Below are 15,048 nucleotides of genomic sequence, written 5' to 3'. Positions count from 1 at the left end.
TTCGGGTTACGCTTCGGCGGGCGACTGCATGCGTCGCCTGCAGGACCGGGCATTTTTACCTTGAACGTATCGGGCGCGTAGAAACTGCGCGCCCGCGATTCAGCGACGATCCCATCCGATGACAAACGACAGACGATCGAATGCTCGCATTGGCGAGCGAGGGCCGGCGACGCTTGCGTCGCGTGGTGCGTGGCATATCAACCTGCGATCGGTCGCGACCGCGGCGCTGCTGGGGTTGCCGATCGCCGCGCACGCGGCGGGCTTCGACTGCGCGAAGGCGGCGTCGCCGACCGAGAAGGCGATCTGCGCGGACGCCGCGCTGTCGAGGCTCGACGGCGAACTCGCGACCGCATGGAAAGCGGCGCTCGCGAAAGGCGGCGACACGGGCGCGCTGAAAGCGTCGCAACTGAAATGGCTGAAGCAGCGCGACCGCTGCGGCGCGGACCGCGACTGTCTGGGCGACCGCTATCGCGAGCGGCTCGCCAGCCTGAACGGCGCGCCGCTCGCGGCCGATCGCTGGCAGCAGACGTGGTACAGGGACAGCGACAATCCGTCTGTCGGCGGCGGCCTGACGTTTACCGGCACGGCGCCGCGCCTTCACTTCACGCTGAGCGGCAACAACGGCGGCAACACCGGCGCACTCGACGGCGACGTCGTGCTGCACGGCGACAGCGGCACCTACCGGTACGATCAATGCAGGCTCGATTTCAGTCGCAAGGGCGCACGCATCCACGTGACGCAGCACGGGGCGGACTTCGATTGCGGCGCCGGGGCGGGCGTTTCTTATGACGGCGACTACGTGACCGCCGCGCAGGACCAGGCCCGTTCGCCGGCCAGCCTGCTGAGCCTGAAGGTCCTGACCGACGCGAAGCAGGATGCGGCCGCGCACGCGCTGCTCGGTGCCGACTATCAGGCGCTGGTCGATACCGCCAATTCCGGCGCGAAGGAACAGGATCTCGACGGGCTGCATGCCGACGTGCAGTCGCTCTGGGTGCGCGGCATCGCGACGACGAACGCGGCCATCGTGATGAGCCGCGGCACCGATCTGTGGATCGGGCTGCTGGTGTTCGATGCAGGCAACAAGCTGCGGATGCGTTACTACTCGAACGTGCCGGCGTGGCGCAAGACGATGCCCAAGACGATTCGCGCGTGGCACGACAATCTCGACAAGGTCAATCGCGAGGTGGGCGGGCTGGCTGCCGGCGAGAGTATTCCGGTCGACGTGATGCGGTGAAGGGAGCGGTGCCGCACTGTGGCGAATACGGGATTCGTTATCAGGGTGGGGCAGTGAAGCATCGGAGCAATCGGTATTTTGCGTGCGGCCGCGCTTGACTAAGATCAAGCACTCGTGCGGACACCCGATTCGATAACCGGTCCGCCGGGCTCGGATCATGGACAACCGCACAGACTTCCCATCGCTGATTTCGCTGCCGCAACGCGAGCACCGTCCTCCTTCGGTGCGCGCGAGAGCACGCGCATTCGCGGAGCCCGCGTCGCGCGCGGTGCCGCGCTTCGTCGAGCATATCGGGCCGAGTTTGGCGCTCGAAAGGGGCCGCCGATGAGTACGCTCGAGCCGGGCTCGTTCGAGTTCGCGTTACCCGCCGTGCCGCCCCGTCCGTCCGGTGTCGCTGCGCGCTGGCGCGATGCGCGCGGGCCTGCAGCGTCGATCGCACTCCATGCGCTCGCGCTGGCGGCGCTGCTCGCATGGTCGACGCATGCGCCGCACGAACGGCAGCCTGGACGGACGATCGAACTCGTGTTGACGCAGTCCGCACCGGAGCCGGTCCAGCCGCCTTCGACGGCGCGGCCGCCGCAGCCGCCCCAGCCGAAAGCGCAACCGGCGCCGCCGCGTCGGACCGCGCCGCCCGTTGCGCGCGCACCCACTCCGCGCGCGGCCGCGCCGGCCGATACGTCGAAGCCGATCCAGGCGACGCCGGCTCCTTCTGCCGAACCCGCACCGGCCGCCGCACCGGCGGCGCAGCCAACACCGACGGCCGCACCCGACGCACCGGCCCGCTCCGCCGCGCCGAGCGCACCCGCGCCGGCGCGCGTGATCGGCCAGGAGGGCATCCCGAGCGATTACGTGCGGCAGGTGTTCGAGCGCATCAACCGCAGCGCGATCGACCGCTATCCGCGCCTCGCGCGCCTGAAGCATCTCGACGGCCGCGTCGGCTACCGGCTGGTGCTGGCGCCCGACGGTTCGCTGGTCCGCTGCGACATCCAGCCGTCCGGCGAAGACATGCTCGACGCCGCCGCGCTCGACGCGATCCGCGCGGCCGCACCGTTCCCGAAGCTGCCGGATCTCGGCGGCTCGTCCTACGTCCTCAAGGGGGCGATCGTCTACCAGTCCGAATGACGATCGTCGACCGACCTCAAAGGAAAACCGCACCATGACGACAGCACAGCTCGTGCAGCATCTTTCTCCGTGGGACCTCTTCGTGCAGGCCGACGCGATCGTGAAGGCGATCATGATCGTGCTGGCGCTCGCGTCGCTGCTGACGTGGGCCGTGATCGCCGACAAGCTGATCCGCTTTCGCGAACTGCGCGCCCGCGCGCGGCGCTGGAGCGCGGCGCTCGACACGCCCGAGCGCTTGCGTGCGCTCGCCGACGCGCTGCGCACGCAGCCGGCCGATCCGTTCGCGCGGATCTACGCGGCGCTCGGCAGCGAATGGGACGACAGCCAGCGGCGCGGCCTCGCGCGTTCGCCCGCGACCTTCGACAGCCTGAAGGAGCGGCTCGCGCGGATCGGCCAGATCGCGATCGGTGCCGAGCTCGACACGCTGCAGCGCGGGCTGCAGCTGCTCGCGACGGTCGGCGCGGTCGCCCCGTTCGTCGGCCTGTTCGGCACCGTGTGGGGCATCATCAATTCGTTCCAGGGAATCGCCGCAACCAACAACACGAGCCTGTCGGTCGTCGCGCCGGGGATCTCGGAAGCGCTGTTCGCCACCGCGCTCGGCCTCGTCGCCGCGATTCCGGCGGTGGTCGCGTACAACCGCGCGTCGGGCGATCTCGGCCGCTATGCGAACCAGCTCGGCGCGCTGACCGGGCGTGTCGAGGTCGAGCTGTCGCGGCTGCTCGATGCGGGTGAAGCGCGGCCCGATGCAGGCGGCGACGCGCAGCGCGTCGACGATACGCGCCGTCACGATGCGCGCGCGCCGGTCGCGGGCGCGCAGGTCGCCACGAGCGGAGCGTGATCATGGGCGCGAAACTGTCGGGCCCGCGCGGCCCGGGCGCATCGTTCGGCGCGCCGGTCAGCGAGATCAACGTCACGCCGCTCGTCGACGTGATGCTGGTGCTGCTGATCGTGTTCATGATCGCGGCGCCGCTGATGGCGTCGGGTGTCAAGGTCGATCTGCCGACCAGCAACGCGCGGCCGCTGAACGAGGAAAAGCCGCCGATCGCGGTCAGCATCGATCGTCGCGGGCAGGTGTTCGTCGACAAGTCCGCGGTCGCGGCCGGCCAGCTGCGCGCCGCGCTCGCGAGCGCGACCGGCGGCGATCGCGAGCGGCGCGTCTTCCTGCGCGGCGATCAGGCGCTGCCGTATGGCACCGTGATCGCGACGATGGGCGAGATCAGCGATGCGGGCTACGCGAAGGTCGCGCTCGTGTCCGAGCCGCCGAAGCAACGATGACGCTCGCGGCCGACGGCGTGCGCATCGCGCGGATCAGCTTCCTGACGCCCGGCAACTATGCGGCCGACGATCCGCTGCCGGGCCTCGAGCAGACGCTCGACCTGTTCCGGATCGGCGAAGCGCTCGGCTACGACAGTGCGTGGGTACGGCAGCGGCATCTCGAGCGCGCGGTGTCGTCGGCGGCCACGTTTCTCGCGGCGGCGAGCCAGCATACGACGCGGATCGGGCTGGGCGCCGCGGTGATCCAGATGGGCTACGAGAATCCGTTCCGGCTGGCCGAGGATCTGGCGACCGTCGACATCCTGTCGCGAGGCCGGCTCAACGTCGGGCTTAGCGCCGGCGCGCCGCCGCACGGCGCGTTGCTCGGCGACCGGCTGTTCGACGCCGCGCCGGAGCAGATCGACTTCTCGCATGCGCGCGTCGCACGATTGCGCGCGAATTTGACGGGCGAGCCGCTCGGCGACGAACACAGCTTCGTCGAATCGCCGGCCGGCCGCGAGCGGCCGCGCGTGATGCCCTACGCGCCCGGGCTGACGCAGCGGCTCTGGTATGGCGGCGGCTCGCTGCGCTCGGTCGAATGGGCGGGCCGTCACGGCTTCCACCTGCTGATCGGCAACCTGAACCGCGGCGAGTGCACCGACGACTTCTTCGTCGCGCAGCGCAGCCATATCGCTACGTACCGCGCGAACTGGCGCGGCGCGCAGCCGCCGCGCATCGCGCTCGGGCGCGTGATCGTGCCGACCGACAGCGCGGATCGGGCCAGCGTGCGGCGCTATCGCGCATTCGCCGCGCAACGGTTCGAGCGCACGCTCGGCCCGCAGGGCCCGAAGCGGACGCTGTATGCGCCGGACCTGGTCGGCAGTGCCGCGGAGATCGTCGAGCGGTTGCTGGCCGACCCGATCGTCAGGCTGACCGGCGAATTGCGGCTGGAGCTGCCGTATGACTTCGCGGCCGACGAGTACGTGCAGATCCTCACCGACTTCGTGCAGTATGTCGCGCCGCATCTCGGATGGCGAATCGGCGAGGCGGTTGCGGTCGCGTAATCGGAGACGAAGGGGGGATCGAGTGCCATGAGCGATCCCTCCATCGTTTCGCGGCAAGACAAGCGCACATTTGCGGCAGCAATGCCCGTTCTATCGGCGAGAAGTCCATCACCGTGACGACTCGCGGCGTCACCGTCGCCGAACAGCACGAACAGCACGAACAGCACGAACAGCACGAACAGCACGAACAGCACGAATCGCTCGACGGCACGGCGAACGAACGCGCGTTCTGCAAGGAGATCGACTTTCCCGACGAACGTCTACACGGCGCGCGTCGCCGCTCATCGCGCAGGGGCGGGCCGCGCGTTACGCGGCCCGCGCGTACCGGTTGCGCGGGTACGGCAACCCGAGATGCTCGCGCAGCGTCGCGCCGTCGTAATCGCGCCGGTATACGCCGCGTTCCTGCAGGATCGGCACGACGCGTGCCGCGAACTCGGCGAACGCGGTCGGCGTGCCGCCGCGCACGATGAAGCCGTCGGTCGCGCGCGCGTCGACCCATGCCTGCAGCCCGTCGGCGACCTGCTCGGGCGTACCGGCGAAACTCGGCCGCGGCGTGGCCGCCTCGAGTGCGACCTGGCGGAGCGTGAGGCCGCGTTGCGCGGCGTTGCGCTTGATCGTGTCGGTGGTGCTGCGGAACTGGTTGCTGCCGAGCTCACCGAGATCCGGGAACGGCGCGTCGAGCGCGTATTGCGAGAAGTCGTGGTGATCGAAGTAGCGGCCGAGATAGTCGAGCGCATGGTCGATCGTCACGAGCCGCGCGGTGTCCTGGTACTGCGCTTCCGCATCGGCCGCCGACGCCGCGACGATCACGCTGACGCCCTGGAACACCTTCAGGCTGTCGGGCGCGCGGCCGTGCGCGGCGAGCCGCTGCTGCACGTCCGCGTAGAACGCCTGCGCGAGCGGGATCGTCTCCTGGCGCGTATAGATCGCATCGGCATACTCGGCGGCGACACCCTTGCCGTCGTCCGATGCGCCGGCCTGGAACAGGACCGGCCGGCCTTGCCGCGAGCGGCCGATGTTCAGCGGCCCGGCGACCGAGAAGAATTCGCCGACGTGGTTCAGCGTGTGCAGCTTGTCGGGATCGAAGAACACGCCGCTGGCCTTGTCGCGCACGAACGCGTCGTCTTCCCATGAGTCCCACAGCCCCTTCGTCACAGTCAGGAATTCCGATGCGATCCGATAGCGCAGCGCGTGCTCCGGATGCGCGGCGCGCGAGAAATTCTTCGCGGATCCTTCGAGCGGCGACGTGACGACGTTCCAGCCCGCACGGCCGTCGCTCAGGTGATCGAGGCTCGAGAACTGCCGCGCCACGGTGAAGGGATCGCTGTACGACGTCGACAGCGTGCCGACCAGCCCGATGCGCTTGGTCACGAGCGCGAGCGCCGACAGCAGCGTCAGCGGTTCGAAGCGGTTCAGGAAGTGCGGGATCGATTTCGCGTTGATGTGCAGGCCGTCGGCGACGAACAGCAGGTCGAACTTCGCGGCCTCGGCCTGCTGCGCGAGTTCGCGCACGAAGTTCACGTTGATGCTGGCATCGGCGACGGCGTCCGGGTGTCGCCACGCGGACATGTTGCCGGACGCGCCCTGGATGATGGCGCCGAGATGAATCGGGCGGGAAGCAGTGGAGGTCGATGAGCTCATGGCGGGGTGAGGTGAAGGCGGATGGAGGTCAAGCGAACGCGGCGCGCGCGGGAACCGGATGCGCATCGGGCCGCATCGGCAGCCTGGGCAGCGCGTCGAGCAGCGATGCGGTGTACGGATGCGACGGCGCGTCGAACACTTGCTCGACCGGGCCGCCTTCGACGACGCGGCCGCGCCGCATCACGAGAATCCGGTCGGCGACGTGGTGGACGACGCCGAGGTCGTGCGAGATGAACAGCATCGCGGTGCGATGCTCGGCCTGCAGGTCGGCGAGCAGGTCGAGCACCTGCGCCTGGATCGACACGTCGAGCGCGCTGACCGGTTCGTCCGCGACCAGCAGCGCCGGATTCGATGCAAACGCGCGCGCGATCGCGACGCGCTGCCGCTGGCCGCCCGACAATTCGCGCGGATAGCGGTCGATGCACGCGGCGCCGAGCCGTACCTCGTCGAGCAGTTGCAGCACGCGCCGGCGCTGCGCGTCGCCGCGGATGCCGATCGCGTCGAGGCTTTCGCCGATGATCCGGCCGACCGGATAGCGCGGGTCGAACGAGCTGTACGGGTCCTGCGCGATCAGCCGCAGCCGTGCGCGCCGCGCGCGTCGCGCGGCCTCCGGCACGCCGCTCCACGGTTCGCCGTCGAGCGTGACGGTGCCGCTGTCCGGTTCGACGAGGCCGAGCACGATTCGTGCGACCGTCGATTTGCCGGAGCCCGACTCGCCGACGATGCCGAGCGTTTCGCCACGCGCGAGCGCGAACGATACGCGATCGACCGCGGCGGGCGCGTCGGGATCGCCGTAGTGCTTCGTCACCGTATCGACGGCGAGCACCGGCGCGCCCGCGTCGATCCGCTTGGGCGGCAGCGGGATGCGCGCGGGCGCAGTGCTCGTCGCGGCCGCCCGTTCGGCGGTTGCGAGCCGGAAGCCGCGCGACGCGGGCGTCGGAATCGCCGCGAGCAGCTGGCGCGTGTACGGATGCGCGGGCGCGGCGAGCACGTCGCGCGCGAGCCCCTGTTCGACGACCTGGCCGGCCTGCATCACGAGCACGCGGTCCGCCAGCTCGGCGACGACCGCGAGGTCGTGGCTGATCAGCAGCACCGCGTCGCCGGCGTCGCGGCGCGCGCGTAGCAGCGACAGGATTTGCCGCTGCACGGTCATGTCGAGCGCGGTGGTCGGTTCGTCGGCGATCAGCAGCGACGCGCCGCCGGCGATCGCGGTGCCGATCAGCACGCGCTGGCGCAGGCCGCCCGACAACTGATGCGGATACTGCGGCAGCCGCCGTTCGGGATCGTCGATGCCGACCGTGCGCAGCAGTTCGGCGCTGCGCGCGCGGACGTCGCGTCGCCGCGTGTCGTGCAGCGCTTCGGCGACGAGGTCGCGCACGCGCCACAACGGATCGAGCGACACGAGCGCGTCCTGCAGCACGTAGCCGATCCGGCGGCCGCGGATCGCGCGCCAGTCGCGTTCGCGATGGCGGCGCGCATCGACGCCGGCGATCTCGAAGCGCGCGGCGTCGATCACGGCGTGCGGGCCGTTGAGCCCGACGAGGCTGCGCGCGGTGACGGATTTGCCGGAGCCGGATTCGCCGACGAGCGCGACGCATTCGCCGGCATGCACGCGCAGGTCGAGCGGCCCGACGACGGGCTTCGTGCCGCGCGGCCCGCGAAACCCGATCGTCAGGCCTTCGAGCTGGACGAGCGGCGCGGAAGCGAGGGGCGTCATGCGGCCTCCCGGCGCTCGAAGCGCGCCTGCCAGTAGCCGCCGAGCGCATTGACCGCGACCACCGTCGCGGTGATCGCGAGGCCCGGCCAGACCGCGATCCACCATGCGTCGTACAGGTAGTTCCGGCCTTCGGCGAGCATCAGCCCCCATTCGGCGGCGGGCGGCTGCGGCCCCATGCCGAGGAAGCTCAGCCCGGACGTACCGATGATCGCGGTGCCGAGCCCGATCGTCGCGAGCACCGGCACTTGCGCGATCGCGTGCGGCAGTACGTGGCGCCACACCAGCAGCGCGGGCGCGAGGCCGAGCGTGCGCGCCTGCTCGACGTAGCCGGAGGTCGCGACGACGAAGGTCTGCGCGCGCACCACGCGCGCGAAACGTGGCACCGACGCGACGCCGAGCGCGAACACGAGGTTCGCCGCGCCAGGGCCGGTAAACGAGATCAGCATCAGCGCGAGCAGCAGGTCGGGAAATGCCGACACGACATCGAGAAAACGCGTGATCAGCTCGTCGAGCCAGCCGCGCGCGAGGCCCGCGAGGAGCCCGAGCGCGGTGCCGAACAGCGTCGCGACCGCGATCGCGGCCGCGCTGATCGACAGCGAGTAGCGCGCGCCATAGACGACGCGCGAGTAGATGTCTCGGCCGAGCTGGTCGGTGCCGAGCCAGTGCTCGACGCTGCTGCCGAGTTGCGCGGCCAGCGGGTCGGCCGCGAGCGGATCGTGGCGCGCGAGCCAGCCGGGCGCGACGACCGCGATCGCGTTCAGCAGCAGATAGACGGCCGCGAGCGCGAGCCCCGGATGGCGGCGCAGCCAGCCGATCGCGCCGGTTGCCGTGCGCGGGCGCAGCGGGAGATCGTAAGTCGTGGACATGGTCGCTCCTGGTTCAACGCCGCGCGCGCCGGTCGCGCAGGCGAGGATCGATCAGCAGGTAGAGCAGGTCGACCGCGGTGCTGAGCGCGACGTAGATCGACGCGGACAGGATCGCGATCGCGAGGATCACCGGCATGTCCCTGGACAGCACCGCGTCGACGGTGATCTTGCCGAGACCGGGCCGGCCGAACACCTGCTCGGTGATCACCGCGCCGCTCAGCAGCCCGCCGACGAGCCAGCCGGCCAGCGTGACGGCCGGCAGCGCCGCATGACGCAGCGCATGGCGCACGCGCAGCGCGAGGCTGCCGATGCCCCACGAGCGGACCGTCAGCGCGTACGGCTCGTCGAGCGCGCGCTCGATGCCTTGCCGCAGCACGCGGCCGATCACCGCGCCCTGCGCGAGGCCGAGCGACAGCGCCGGCAGCACCAGCGACGCGAAGCCGCGATCGCCGGCGACCGGGAACAGCTTCAGCGTGAAGCTGAACACGAACAGCAGCATGATCCCGAGCCAGAACGACGGTGTCGAGGCGAGCAGCAGCTCGATGCCGGATGCGGCGCGCCCGGCCCAGCGGCGGCCGGCCGTCGGCACCGCGAGGCCGACCGCAAACACGATCGTCACGACCAGCGCCGCGCCGGTCAGCTTCAGCGTCGGCCAGAGCTGGCCGATCACGAGCGGCGCGACATCGGTGTTCAGGATGTACGAGCGGCCGAAATCGCCGTGCAGCACGCGCCCGAGGTAATGCAGGTACTGGACCGGAAGCGGCGCGTCGAGTCCCCATTCCTGGCGGATCGCGGCCTCGATCTCGGGCGTGCTCAGCTGCTCGCCGATCAGGATGCCGACGATGTCGCCGGGCGCCAGGTGCACGGCCGCGAACGACAGCGTGACCGCGGCCCACAGCACCAGCGCGCCGGTGGCGAGCCGCGCCGCGACCGGCGAGCGCAGCCGACGGCGCAACGACGCGCGCGGCGCGGCGGCCGGTACGGCGTCCGGAACGGTGGTCGGATGATTCATGCGGGGATTCTCCTGTCGGCCCGGCGCAAAACGGGGGCGGCTCGGTGCGCCGTCGTCTACTTGTTGATCCAGACGTCGTACGGGTTCTCGGGCATCTGCGCGAACGAGCGGAAGCGCAGCCCCTGCACGGCCTTCGCGGCGGCGATCTGGTCTTCCGGTTCGTACAGCGGAACTGCATACGCCTGCTCGTTGATCGCGAAGCGCTGCAGCTCGCCGTACAGCTTCCTGCGCTCGGCGACGTTGTGCGTGCGCGCGGCCGCCTGCAGCCAGCGCGTCAGTTCCGGCGCCGCCGCGCGGCTGTAATTCAGCGCGCCGCCGCGATCGACGGGCAGGTAGTGCCCTTCGATGTCGATGCCGTCCGGCGGCGTGTTCGAGTTCGCGATCGAGCCGAATTTGCCGCTTCGGCGCGCATCGACATAGGTGCCGTCGTCGACGTACTGAATCTTCAGGTCGACGCCGAGCCGCTGCCGCGCCTGGGCCTGCAGCGCCTGCAGCAGCACGTCGCGCTGGTCCCGCACGGTCGCCTGCGCCTGGATCACCGCGATCGTCAGCCGCTCGCCGTTCCTGGTGCGGTAGCCGCCACCGTCGCGGGCGCTCCAGCCGGCCTCGTCGAGCAGCCGGTTCGCGAGCGTCGGGTTGTTGCCGTAGGTCTTTTCGATCGACGCGTCGTAGAGCGGATCGATCGGCGACGTGATGCCCCACGCGCGCGTGCGTTCGCCGCGATAAATCGACTGCACGATGCCGGTCGTGTCGAGTCCTTCGAGCAGCGCGCGGCGTACCTTCACGTCCTGCGTGGGGCCGTAGTCGACGTTCAGGAACAGCGAATACGGCGTGCCGGTGTTCAGCGCGCGGCGGTACGTGAAGTCCGGGTTCTGGCGGATCCGCGCCGCGTCGTTGCCCGATACGCCCTCGATCACGTCGACCTGGCCCGACAGCAGCGCGCCGGTGCGCACCGACGATTCCGGCAGGAACCGGTAGACGACGCGGTCGAGATACGCGGGGCCCTGATGGCCGGCGGTCGGCGACGCCCAGCGATAGTCGGGATTCTTCGCGAATTCGATTTCCTGCCCCTTCACGTAGCGGCGCAGGATGAACGGGCCGGTGCCGGCGATGTCGGGGCCTCCCGCTTTCAGGCCGGGCCGGCCGAACGCGTTCGGCGACAGCAGCGCAAACCGGCCAGCGAACGTCAGGAACGGCGCATACGGCGCGTCGAGCGTGATCACGACGGTGCGCGGGTCCGGCGTCCGGACGTCCGCGACGTGCGCGATCAGGCCCGCGAGCTGGCTGCCGCCCGAATACGCCGGATTGCGCGCGTTCAGGAAGTTGCGCGCGACGGCCTTCGCGTCGAACGGTGCGCCGTCGGTGAACTTCACGTCGTCGCGCAGCGTGAACGTGTAGGTCTTGCCGTCCGCGGAGACCTGATAGGCGGTCGCGAGCCACGGCACGTAGCTGCCGTCCGGCTTCTGCGCGAGCAGGCTTTCGTATGCGTTGCGCAGCAGCAGCTCGACCTTGTCCTGACCGTTCAATTGCGGATTCAGCGTGCGCGGCTCGGTTTCGACGCCCCAGGTCAGCGTGCCGCCGGACACGGGCGTGCCCTGCGCGAACGCCACCGACGGCAACGCGAGCGCGAGCAGCAGCGTGGCCGACACGGTGCGGCGCGAGGCGCGGAAAGCGAAATCCGGAAAAGCGAATGTCATGCGGGAGAGTCCTTCAGCAGAGACGTGGCGAGTGGGACGCGGCGCGCATCGATGTCACGCGCGTGCATGGATGCGCTCGGCGCGCCGACCTCCGACGGATCCCGGTAGAGCGCCGGGATCAGGATCTTTCTGAGCCAGACGAGCGGCGTGCCGAGCGCATTCGTGGAGCGGTCGAACGCGACATAGCCGTCGCGCTCGTAGTACGGCTGAAGCCACGGATGATTGCTCGCCGTCGCGAGATAGGTCGCAGGCGCCTTGACCTGTGCCGTCAGGAACCGCGACTCGACATGCGCGAGCAGCGCGCGGCCGAGTCCCTGCCGCTTGAATGCCGGTGCGACCGCGAACCAGTGCAGGAACGGATAGGGCATGCGATGGCGTTCGTCCGCGACCCACGGAAAGCGCACGGTGAGCGTCGCCGCGAGCGTCGTGCGGCCGTCGTCGTCCAGATGTTCGAGCACGAACGTCGTCTCGCGCGCGACCGTCTGCGCGATGCGCCCGATCGGCGCGCGCATGATCGTGAAATGCACGCCCTGCGGCACGAGCGGTGCATACGCGGCTTGCAGCAGCGCATGGAGCGCCGGCACGTCGTCGGCATCGGCGATGCGGATCGCGGCGGTCATCGTGCGGCGCTTGCAACGACGGGCTCGCGCGTGGCGACGGGCACGCTCGAGGTTTGCACGAGCGCGTCCGGCTCGCGTTGCGACGTCGCGTTGCTCGCGGCATGCGCAGGCGCGCCGGCGAGCAGCCGCAGCGACGCGACACGCGGCGCGGCATCGGCGAGCGGCGTGTCGACGACGAATTCGGCAATGCCGTAGCGGCGGTGCAGCGCATGGAGTTCATCGAGGACGTCGTCGCGCGTGCCGTGCACGATGCGCGTCTCGCGCGGCTCGATCCGGTGCGCGCCGCCGCCGGCCTGGCGGATATACGCGTGCGCCTGCTCGATGCTGCCGACGTTGACCGCCGGCGTGTCGCCGACCTGCACGCGAAAGCCGCGATGCCCGTCGGCGAGCCGCGCGGCCACGTCGCGCGTGTCGGCGACGATCACGGACAGCGCGAGCAGCGGCGTGCGGCCGCCGGATGCGTCGCGATACGCATCGAAGGTCCGTTCGAGATCCTCGGTGGACGCATTCAGATGCGATGCATAGACGAACGCCCAGTCGAGCCGCGCGGCAAGCGCCGCGCTGTCGGCGCTCGCGCCGAGCAGGAACGGCTGCGCGGAGGCGGGCGGTCGCGGGCTGGCCTGCAGCGTCGCATCGTCGGGTGCGGATTCGTCTGCCGGCGCATCGTTCTGTCGGAGATAACGGCCCAGCTCGGCCGCGAGCTCGGCGAACGACGCGCGTCGCGCCGGATCGTAGCCGGCCTGCAGCGCGCGCGTCGACAGCGGCAGGCCGCCGGGCGCCTTGCCGATGCCGAGATCGACGCGATCGGGCGCGAGCGACGCGAGCAGGTTGAAGTTTTCCGCGATCTTGTACGGACTGTAGTGCTGCAGCATCACGCCGCCGGAGCCGACCCGGATCCGCCGCGTCTGCGCGAGCACGTGGGCGATCAGGATCTCCGGCGACGGGCACGCGAGCGCGGCCGTGTTGTGATGCTCGGCGAGCCAGTAGCGGTGATAGCCGGCGGTGTCGGCGAAGCGCGCCAGCGACACGCTGCGCGCCAGTGCGTCGGCTGCGGTTTCGCCCGGTGCGACGGGGCTCTTGTCGAGCACGCCGAGCCGGAACGGCAGGGACGACAAGGCCGAAGGCGCGGAATCGGAATGAAGGATGTCGGACGTCATGATGGAGCGACCGGCGCGGGTGACGCGGCGCGATCGGCTGGTTAGGCATCCGGCATTATTTTTCGTCGCGATTCGCGCGGTCAAACAATCAAGAAGAATATCGAAAGCCGAAAATATTGGTTCCGGCCGGCCGGGCGGCTTGCGTTAAGGTCATGGGCTGGACGCCGTGAAGCTGGCAAGCGACAGGATGCGCCACCGTCATGCCAGTGCCGGATGGAATCATGAGGAAAGCTGATGAAAAACGTGATGAAACGATGCGCGGCGCGCGCCGGAGCCGCGAGATGAGCGGTGCACGCAGGCGGTTGAAGACGCTGGTCGGCGCCGCGAGCGTTCTTTACGCGCACGGCGACGCCGATGCGGGGCAGGGCATGCGCCGCGCGATCGCGCTCGCACGCCGGGCGGAGGCCGAGAAGATCACGGGCCTATTTACGGCCGATCTGCTGCAGGCCGATCCGGACGGACTCGCCGGCACCACCGGCAGCCAGGAGCCGATCGTCGCGCTGGCCGCGCTGAGCCAGGCGACGTCGTCGATCGGGCTCGTCGCGACGGTATCGACGACCTATCACCATCCGTACAACCTCGCGCGGCTGATCGGCACGCTCGATCATGTGAGCGGCGGCCGCGCCGCATGGAACGCGGTCACCTCGTCGGTCGGCGAGGAGAATTTCGGCGACGCCGCGCTGCCCGATCCGGAGCAGCGCTATGCGCGCGCAACCGAGTTCGTCGAAGTCGTCAACGCGCTGTTCGATGCGAACGATCCGGCCGCCACGCGTCGCGCGGCGAGCGGCGGCGTGTCGGTCGATCCGCGCAAGCTCGGCGCGATCGGCTATCGCGGCGCGCACTTCCAGGTGCGCGGGCCGCTGAACGTGCCGCCGTCGCCGCAGCGGCGCCCGGTGCTGTTCCAGGCCGGGCAGTCGGCGAGCGGCGTGACGCTCGGCGCGCGGTATGCGGAAGTCGTCTATACGTCGCAGCCGACGCTCGACGATGCGCGCGCGTTCGTCGCGGAACTGCACCGTCAGGCGGCTGCGTTCGGCCGCGGCGAGCGGCTGCCGTTCGTGATGAACTCGTTTCATTCGGTGATCGGCGAATCCGACGCCGACGTCGCGCGACGGCTGCGCGACAAGCACGAGCGCATCGACTACGAACAGGGCCGGCTGAAACTCGCCGACATGCTCGGCGGCGGTGTCGATCTGCGCGATCTGCCGCTCGACCGGCCGTTGCCGGAATCGCTGCTGCCGACGCTCGACAGCGTGCATCGGCGGCGCGGACGCGTCGCGATCTTCGTCGGCTATGCGCGGCAGCGGCTGACGCTGCGCGAGCTGATCATCCGCGCGCAGGAGACCGGCCACTGGTTCGTCGCCGGTACGCCCGAGCAGCTTGCCGACGCGATCGAGACGCGCTATCGCGCGGGGCTGGTCGACGTGCTGTCGCTGCACGGGCTGGGCCAGCCGGACCAGGAGGCGCTGTTGCTCGACGGGCTGCTGCCCGAGCTGCGTCGGCGCAAGCTGATCGACACCGATTATGTCGGCGACGATTTCCGCGCGAATCTCGAACTGCCGGCGTTGCGCTACGAGACCGAGCCGGCGTGAGGGCGCGTACGATCGAGCACGACCGGCCTATCCCTGCGCGCGCATAACCAAAGCTGAAATCGGCTTTTCTCGCGC

General features: G+C 70.2%; 14 protein-coding genes. 7 read left to right on the top strand and 7 right to left on the bottom strand.

The window, feature by feature from the left end:
- The first annotated feature begins 118 nt into the window (after nt 1–118).
- From WS57_RS18040 to WS57_RS18020, 5 genes are all read left to right on the top strand, one after another.
- On the top strand, nt 119–1,234 hold the full coding sequence (locus tag WS57_RS18040) for a lysozyme inhibitor LprI family protein (protein ID WP_009692394.1): 1,116 nt from the start codon (nt 119–121) through the stop codon (nt 1,232–1,234).
- A gap of 324 nt (nt 1,235–1,558) precedes the next feature.
- Nucleotides 1,559–2,356, top strand: coding sequence for a TonB family protein (locus WS57_RS18035; protein WP_059513671.1), 798 nt, complete (start codon nt 1,559–1,561; stop codon nt 2,354–2,356).
- A 34-nt stretch (nt 2,357–2,390) separates the two neighbouring features.
- The gene (locus tag WS57_RS18030) at nt 2,391–3,194 is read left to right on the top strand and encodes a MotA/TolQ/ExbB proton channel family protein (protein WP_059513674.1); all 804 of its coding nucleotides are present in this window, start codon (nt 2,391–2,393) and stop codon (nt 3,192–3,194) included.
- A 2-nt stretch (nt 3,195–3,196) separates the two neighbouring features.
- On the top strand, nt 3,197–3,631 hold the full coding sequence (locus tag WS57_RS18025) for an ExbD/TolR family protein (protein WP_009695129.1): 435 nt from the start codon (nt 3,197–3,199) through the stop codon (nt 3,629–3,631).
- The gene (locus WS57_RS18020) at nt 3,628–4,674 is read left to right on the top strand and encodes an LLM class flavin-dependent oxidoreductase (RefSeq protein WP_009695130.1); all 1,047 of its coding nucleotides are present in this window, start codon (nt 3,628–3,630) and stop codon (nt 4,672–4,674) included. The genes WS57_RS18025 and WS57_RS18020 overlap by 4 nt, the downstream gene beginning before the upstream one ends.
- Nucleotides 4,675–4,980: 306 nt before the next feature.
- Here the strand turns inward: WS57_RS18020 and WS57_RS18015 are convergent, their stop codons facing one another.
- The 7 genes from WS57_RS18015 to WS57_RS17985 are packed head-to-tail and all read right to left on the bottom strand — an operon-like array spanning nt 4,981 to nt 13,384.
- On the bottom strand, nt 4,981–6,315 hold the full coding sequence (locus tag WS57_RS18015; RefSeq protein WP_069244658.1) for an LLM class flavin-dependent oxidoreductase: 1,335 nt from the start codon (nt 6,313–6,315) through the stop codon (nt 4,981–4,983).
- Nucleotides 6,316–6,343: 28 nt separating this feature from the next.
- Complete coding sequence (locus tag WS57_RS18010; protein WP_069244657.1) at nt 6,344–8,032, bottom strand: dipeptide ABC transporter ATP-binding protein; 1,689 nt, start codon at nt 8,030–8,032, stop codon at nt 6,344–6,346.
- Nucleotides 8,029–8,898 carry an ABC transporter permease gene (locus tag WS57_RS18005; RefSeq protein ID WP_060253878.1) on the bottom strand — a complete coding sequence of 290 codons (870 nt, stop codon included), beginning with the start codon at nt 8,896–8,898 and terminating at the stop codon, nt 8,029–8,031. The genes WS57_RS18010 and WS57_RS18005 overlap by 4 nt, the downstream gene beginning before the upstream one ends.
- A 13-nt stretch (nt 8,899–8,911) precedes the next feature.
- Nucleotides 8,912–9,910 (bottom strand): ABC transporter permease, encoded by a 999-nt coding sequence (locus tag WS57_RS18000; RefSeq protein WP_059513685.1) that lies wholly within the window; start codon nt 9,908–9,910, stop codon nt 8,912–8,914.
- Nucleotides 9,911–9,966: 56 nt separating this feature from the next.
- On the bottom strand, nt 9,967–11,607 hold the full coding sequence (locus WS57_RS17995; RefSeq protein WP_069244656.1) for an ABC transporter substrate-binding protein: 1,641 nt from the start codon (nt 11,605–11,607) through the stop codon (nt 9,967–9,969).
- Nucleotides 11,604–12,227, bottom strand: coding sequence for a GNAT family N-acetyltransferase (locus WS57_RS17990; protein WP_155774324.1), 624 nt, complete (start codon nt 12,225–12,227; stop codon nt 11,604–11,606). The genes WS57_RS17995 and WS57_RS17990 overlap by 4 nt, the downstream gene beginning before the upstream one ends.
- Nucleotides 12,224–13,384 (bottom strand): MsnO8 family LLM class oxidoreductase, encoded by a 1,161-nt coding sequence (locus tag WS57_RS17985; RefSeq protein ID WP_009694320.1) that lies wholly within the window; start codon nt 13,382–13,384, stop codon nt 12,224–12,226. Before WS57_RS17985 ends, WS57_RS17990 begins: the two co-directional genes overlap by 4 nt.
- Between WS57_RS17985 and WS57_RS37650 the strand changes: the two genes are divergently transcribed.
- Both WS57_RS37650 and WS57_RS17980 read left to right on the top strand, forming a co-directional pair.
- Nucleotides 13,371–13,532, top strand: coding sequence for a hypothetical protein (locus WS57_RS37650; protein ID WP_167361735.1), 162 nt, complete (start codon nt 13,371–13,373; stop codon nt 13,530–13,532). The two genes, WS57_RS17985 and WS57_RS37650, sit on opposite strands and share 14 nt — an antisense overlap.
- A 133-nt stretch (nt 13,533–13,665) precedes the next feature.
- Nucleotides 13,666–14,973, top strand: coding sequence for an NtaA/DmoA family FMN-dependent monooxygenase (locus WS57_RS17980; protein WP_059513898.1), 1,308 nt, complete (start codon nt 13,666–13,668; stop codon nt 14,971–14,973).
- Nucleotides 14,974–15,048 lie beyond the last annotated feature (75 nt).

The organism is Burkholderia pseudomultivorans (genome assembly GCF_001718415.1).
In the GTDB taxonomy this organism is placed as follows: Bacteria; Pseudomonadota; Gammaproteobacteria; order Burkholderiales; family Burkholderiaceae; genus Burkholderia; species Burkholderia pseudomultivorans_A.
Note: the sequence above shows the minus strand (reverse complement) of the source record. Positions and strands in the feature narration are given on the sequence as shown.

What these genes read in the sequence shown, in the direction of transcription:
- WS57_RS18040 (WP_009692394.1), top strand. Translation starts at nt 119, where the DNA reads ATGACAAACGACAGACGATCGAATGCTCGCATTGGCGAGCGAGGGCCG.
- WS57_RS18035 (WP_059513671.1), top strand. Translation starts at nt 1,559, where the DNA reads ATGAGTACGCTCGAGCCGGGCTCGTTCGAGTTCGCGTTACCCGCCGTG.
- WS57_RS18030 (WP_059513674.1), top strand. Translation starts at nt 2,391, where the DNA reads ATGACGACAGCACAGCTCGTGCAGCATCTTTCTCCGTGGGACCTCTTC.
- WS57_RS18025 (WP_009695129.1), top strand. Translation starts at nt 3,197, where the DNA reads ATGGGCGCGAAACTGTCGGGCCCGCGCGGCCCGGGCGCATCGTTCGGC.
- WS57_RS18020 (WP_009695130.1), top strand. Translation starts at nt 3,628, where the DNA reads ATGACGCTCGCGGCCGACGGCGTGCGCATCGCGCGGATCAGCTTCCTG.
- WS57_RS18015 (WP_069244658.1), bottom strand. Translation starts at nt 6,315, where the DNA reads ATGAGCTCATCGACCTCCACTGCTTCCCGCCCGATTCATCTCGGCGCC.
- WS57_RS18010 (WP_069244657.1), bottom strand. Translation starts at nt 8,032, where the DNA reads ATGACGCCCCTCGCTTCCGCGCCGCTCGTCCAGCTCGAAGGCCTGACG.
- WS57_RS18005 (WP_060253878.1), bottom strand. Translation starts at nt 8,898, where the DNA reads ATGTCCACGACTTACGATCTCCCGCTGCGCCCGCGCACGGCAACCGGC.
- WS57_RS18000 (WP_059513685.1), bottom strand. Translation starts at nt 9,910, where the DNA reads ATGAATCATCCGACCACCGTTCCGGACGCCGTACCGGCCGCCGCGCCG.
- WS57_RS17995 (WP_069244656.1), bottom strand. Translation starts at nt 11,607, where the DNA reads ATGACATTCGCTTTTCCGGATTTCGCTTTCCGCGCCTCGCGCCGCACC.
- WS57_RS17990 (WP_155774324.1), bottom strand. Translation starts at nt 12,227, where the DNA reads ATGACCGCCGCGATCCGCATCGCCGATGCCGACGACGTGCCGGCGCTC.
- WS57_RS37650 (WP_167361735.1), top strand. Translation starts at nt 13,371, where the DNA reads ATGTCGGACGTCATGATGGAGCGACCGGCGCGGGTGACGCGGCGCGAT.
- WS57_RS17985 (WP_009694320.1), bottom strand. Translation starts at nt 13,384, where the DNA reads ATGACGTCCGACATCCTTCATTCCGATTCCGCGCCTTCGGCCTTGTCG.
- WS57_RS17980 (WP_059513898.1), top strand. Translation starts at nt 13,666, where the DNA reads ATGAGCGGTGCACGCAGGCGGTTGAAGACGCTGGTCGGCGCCGCGAGC.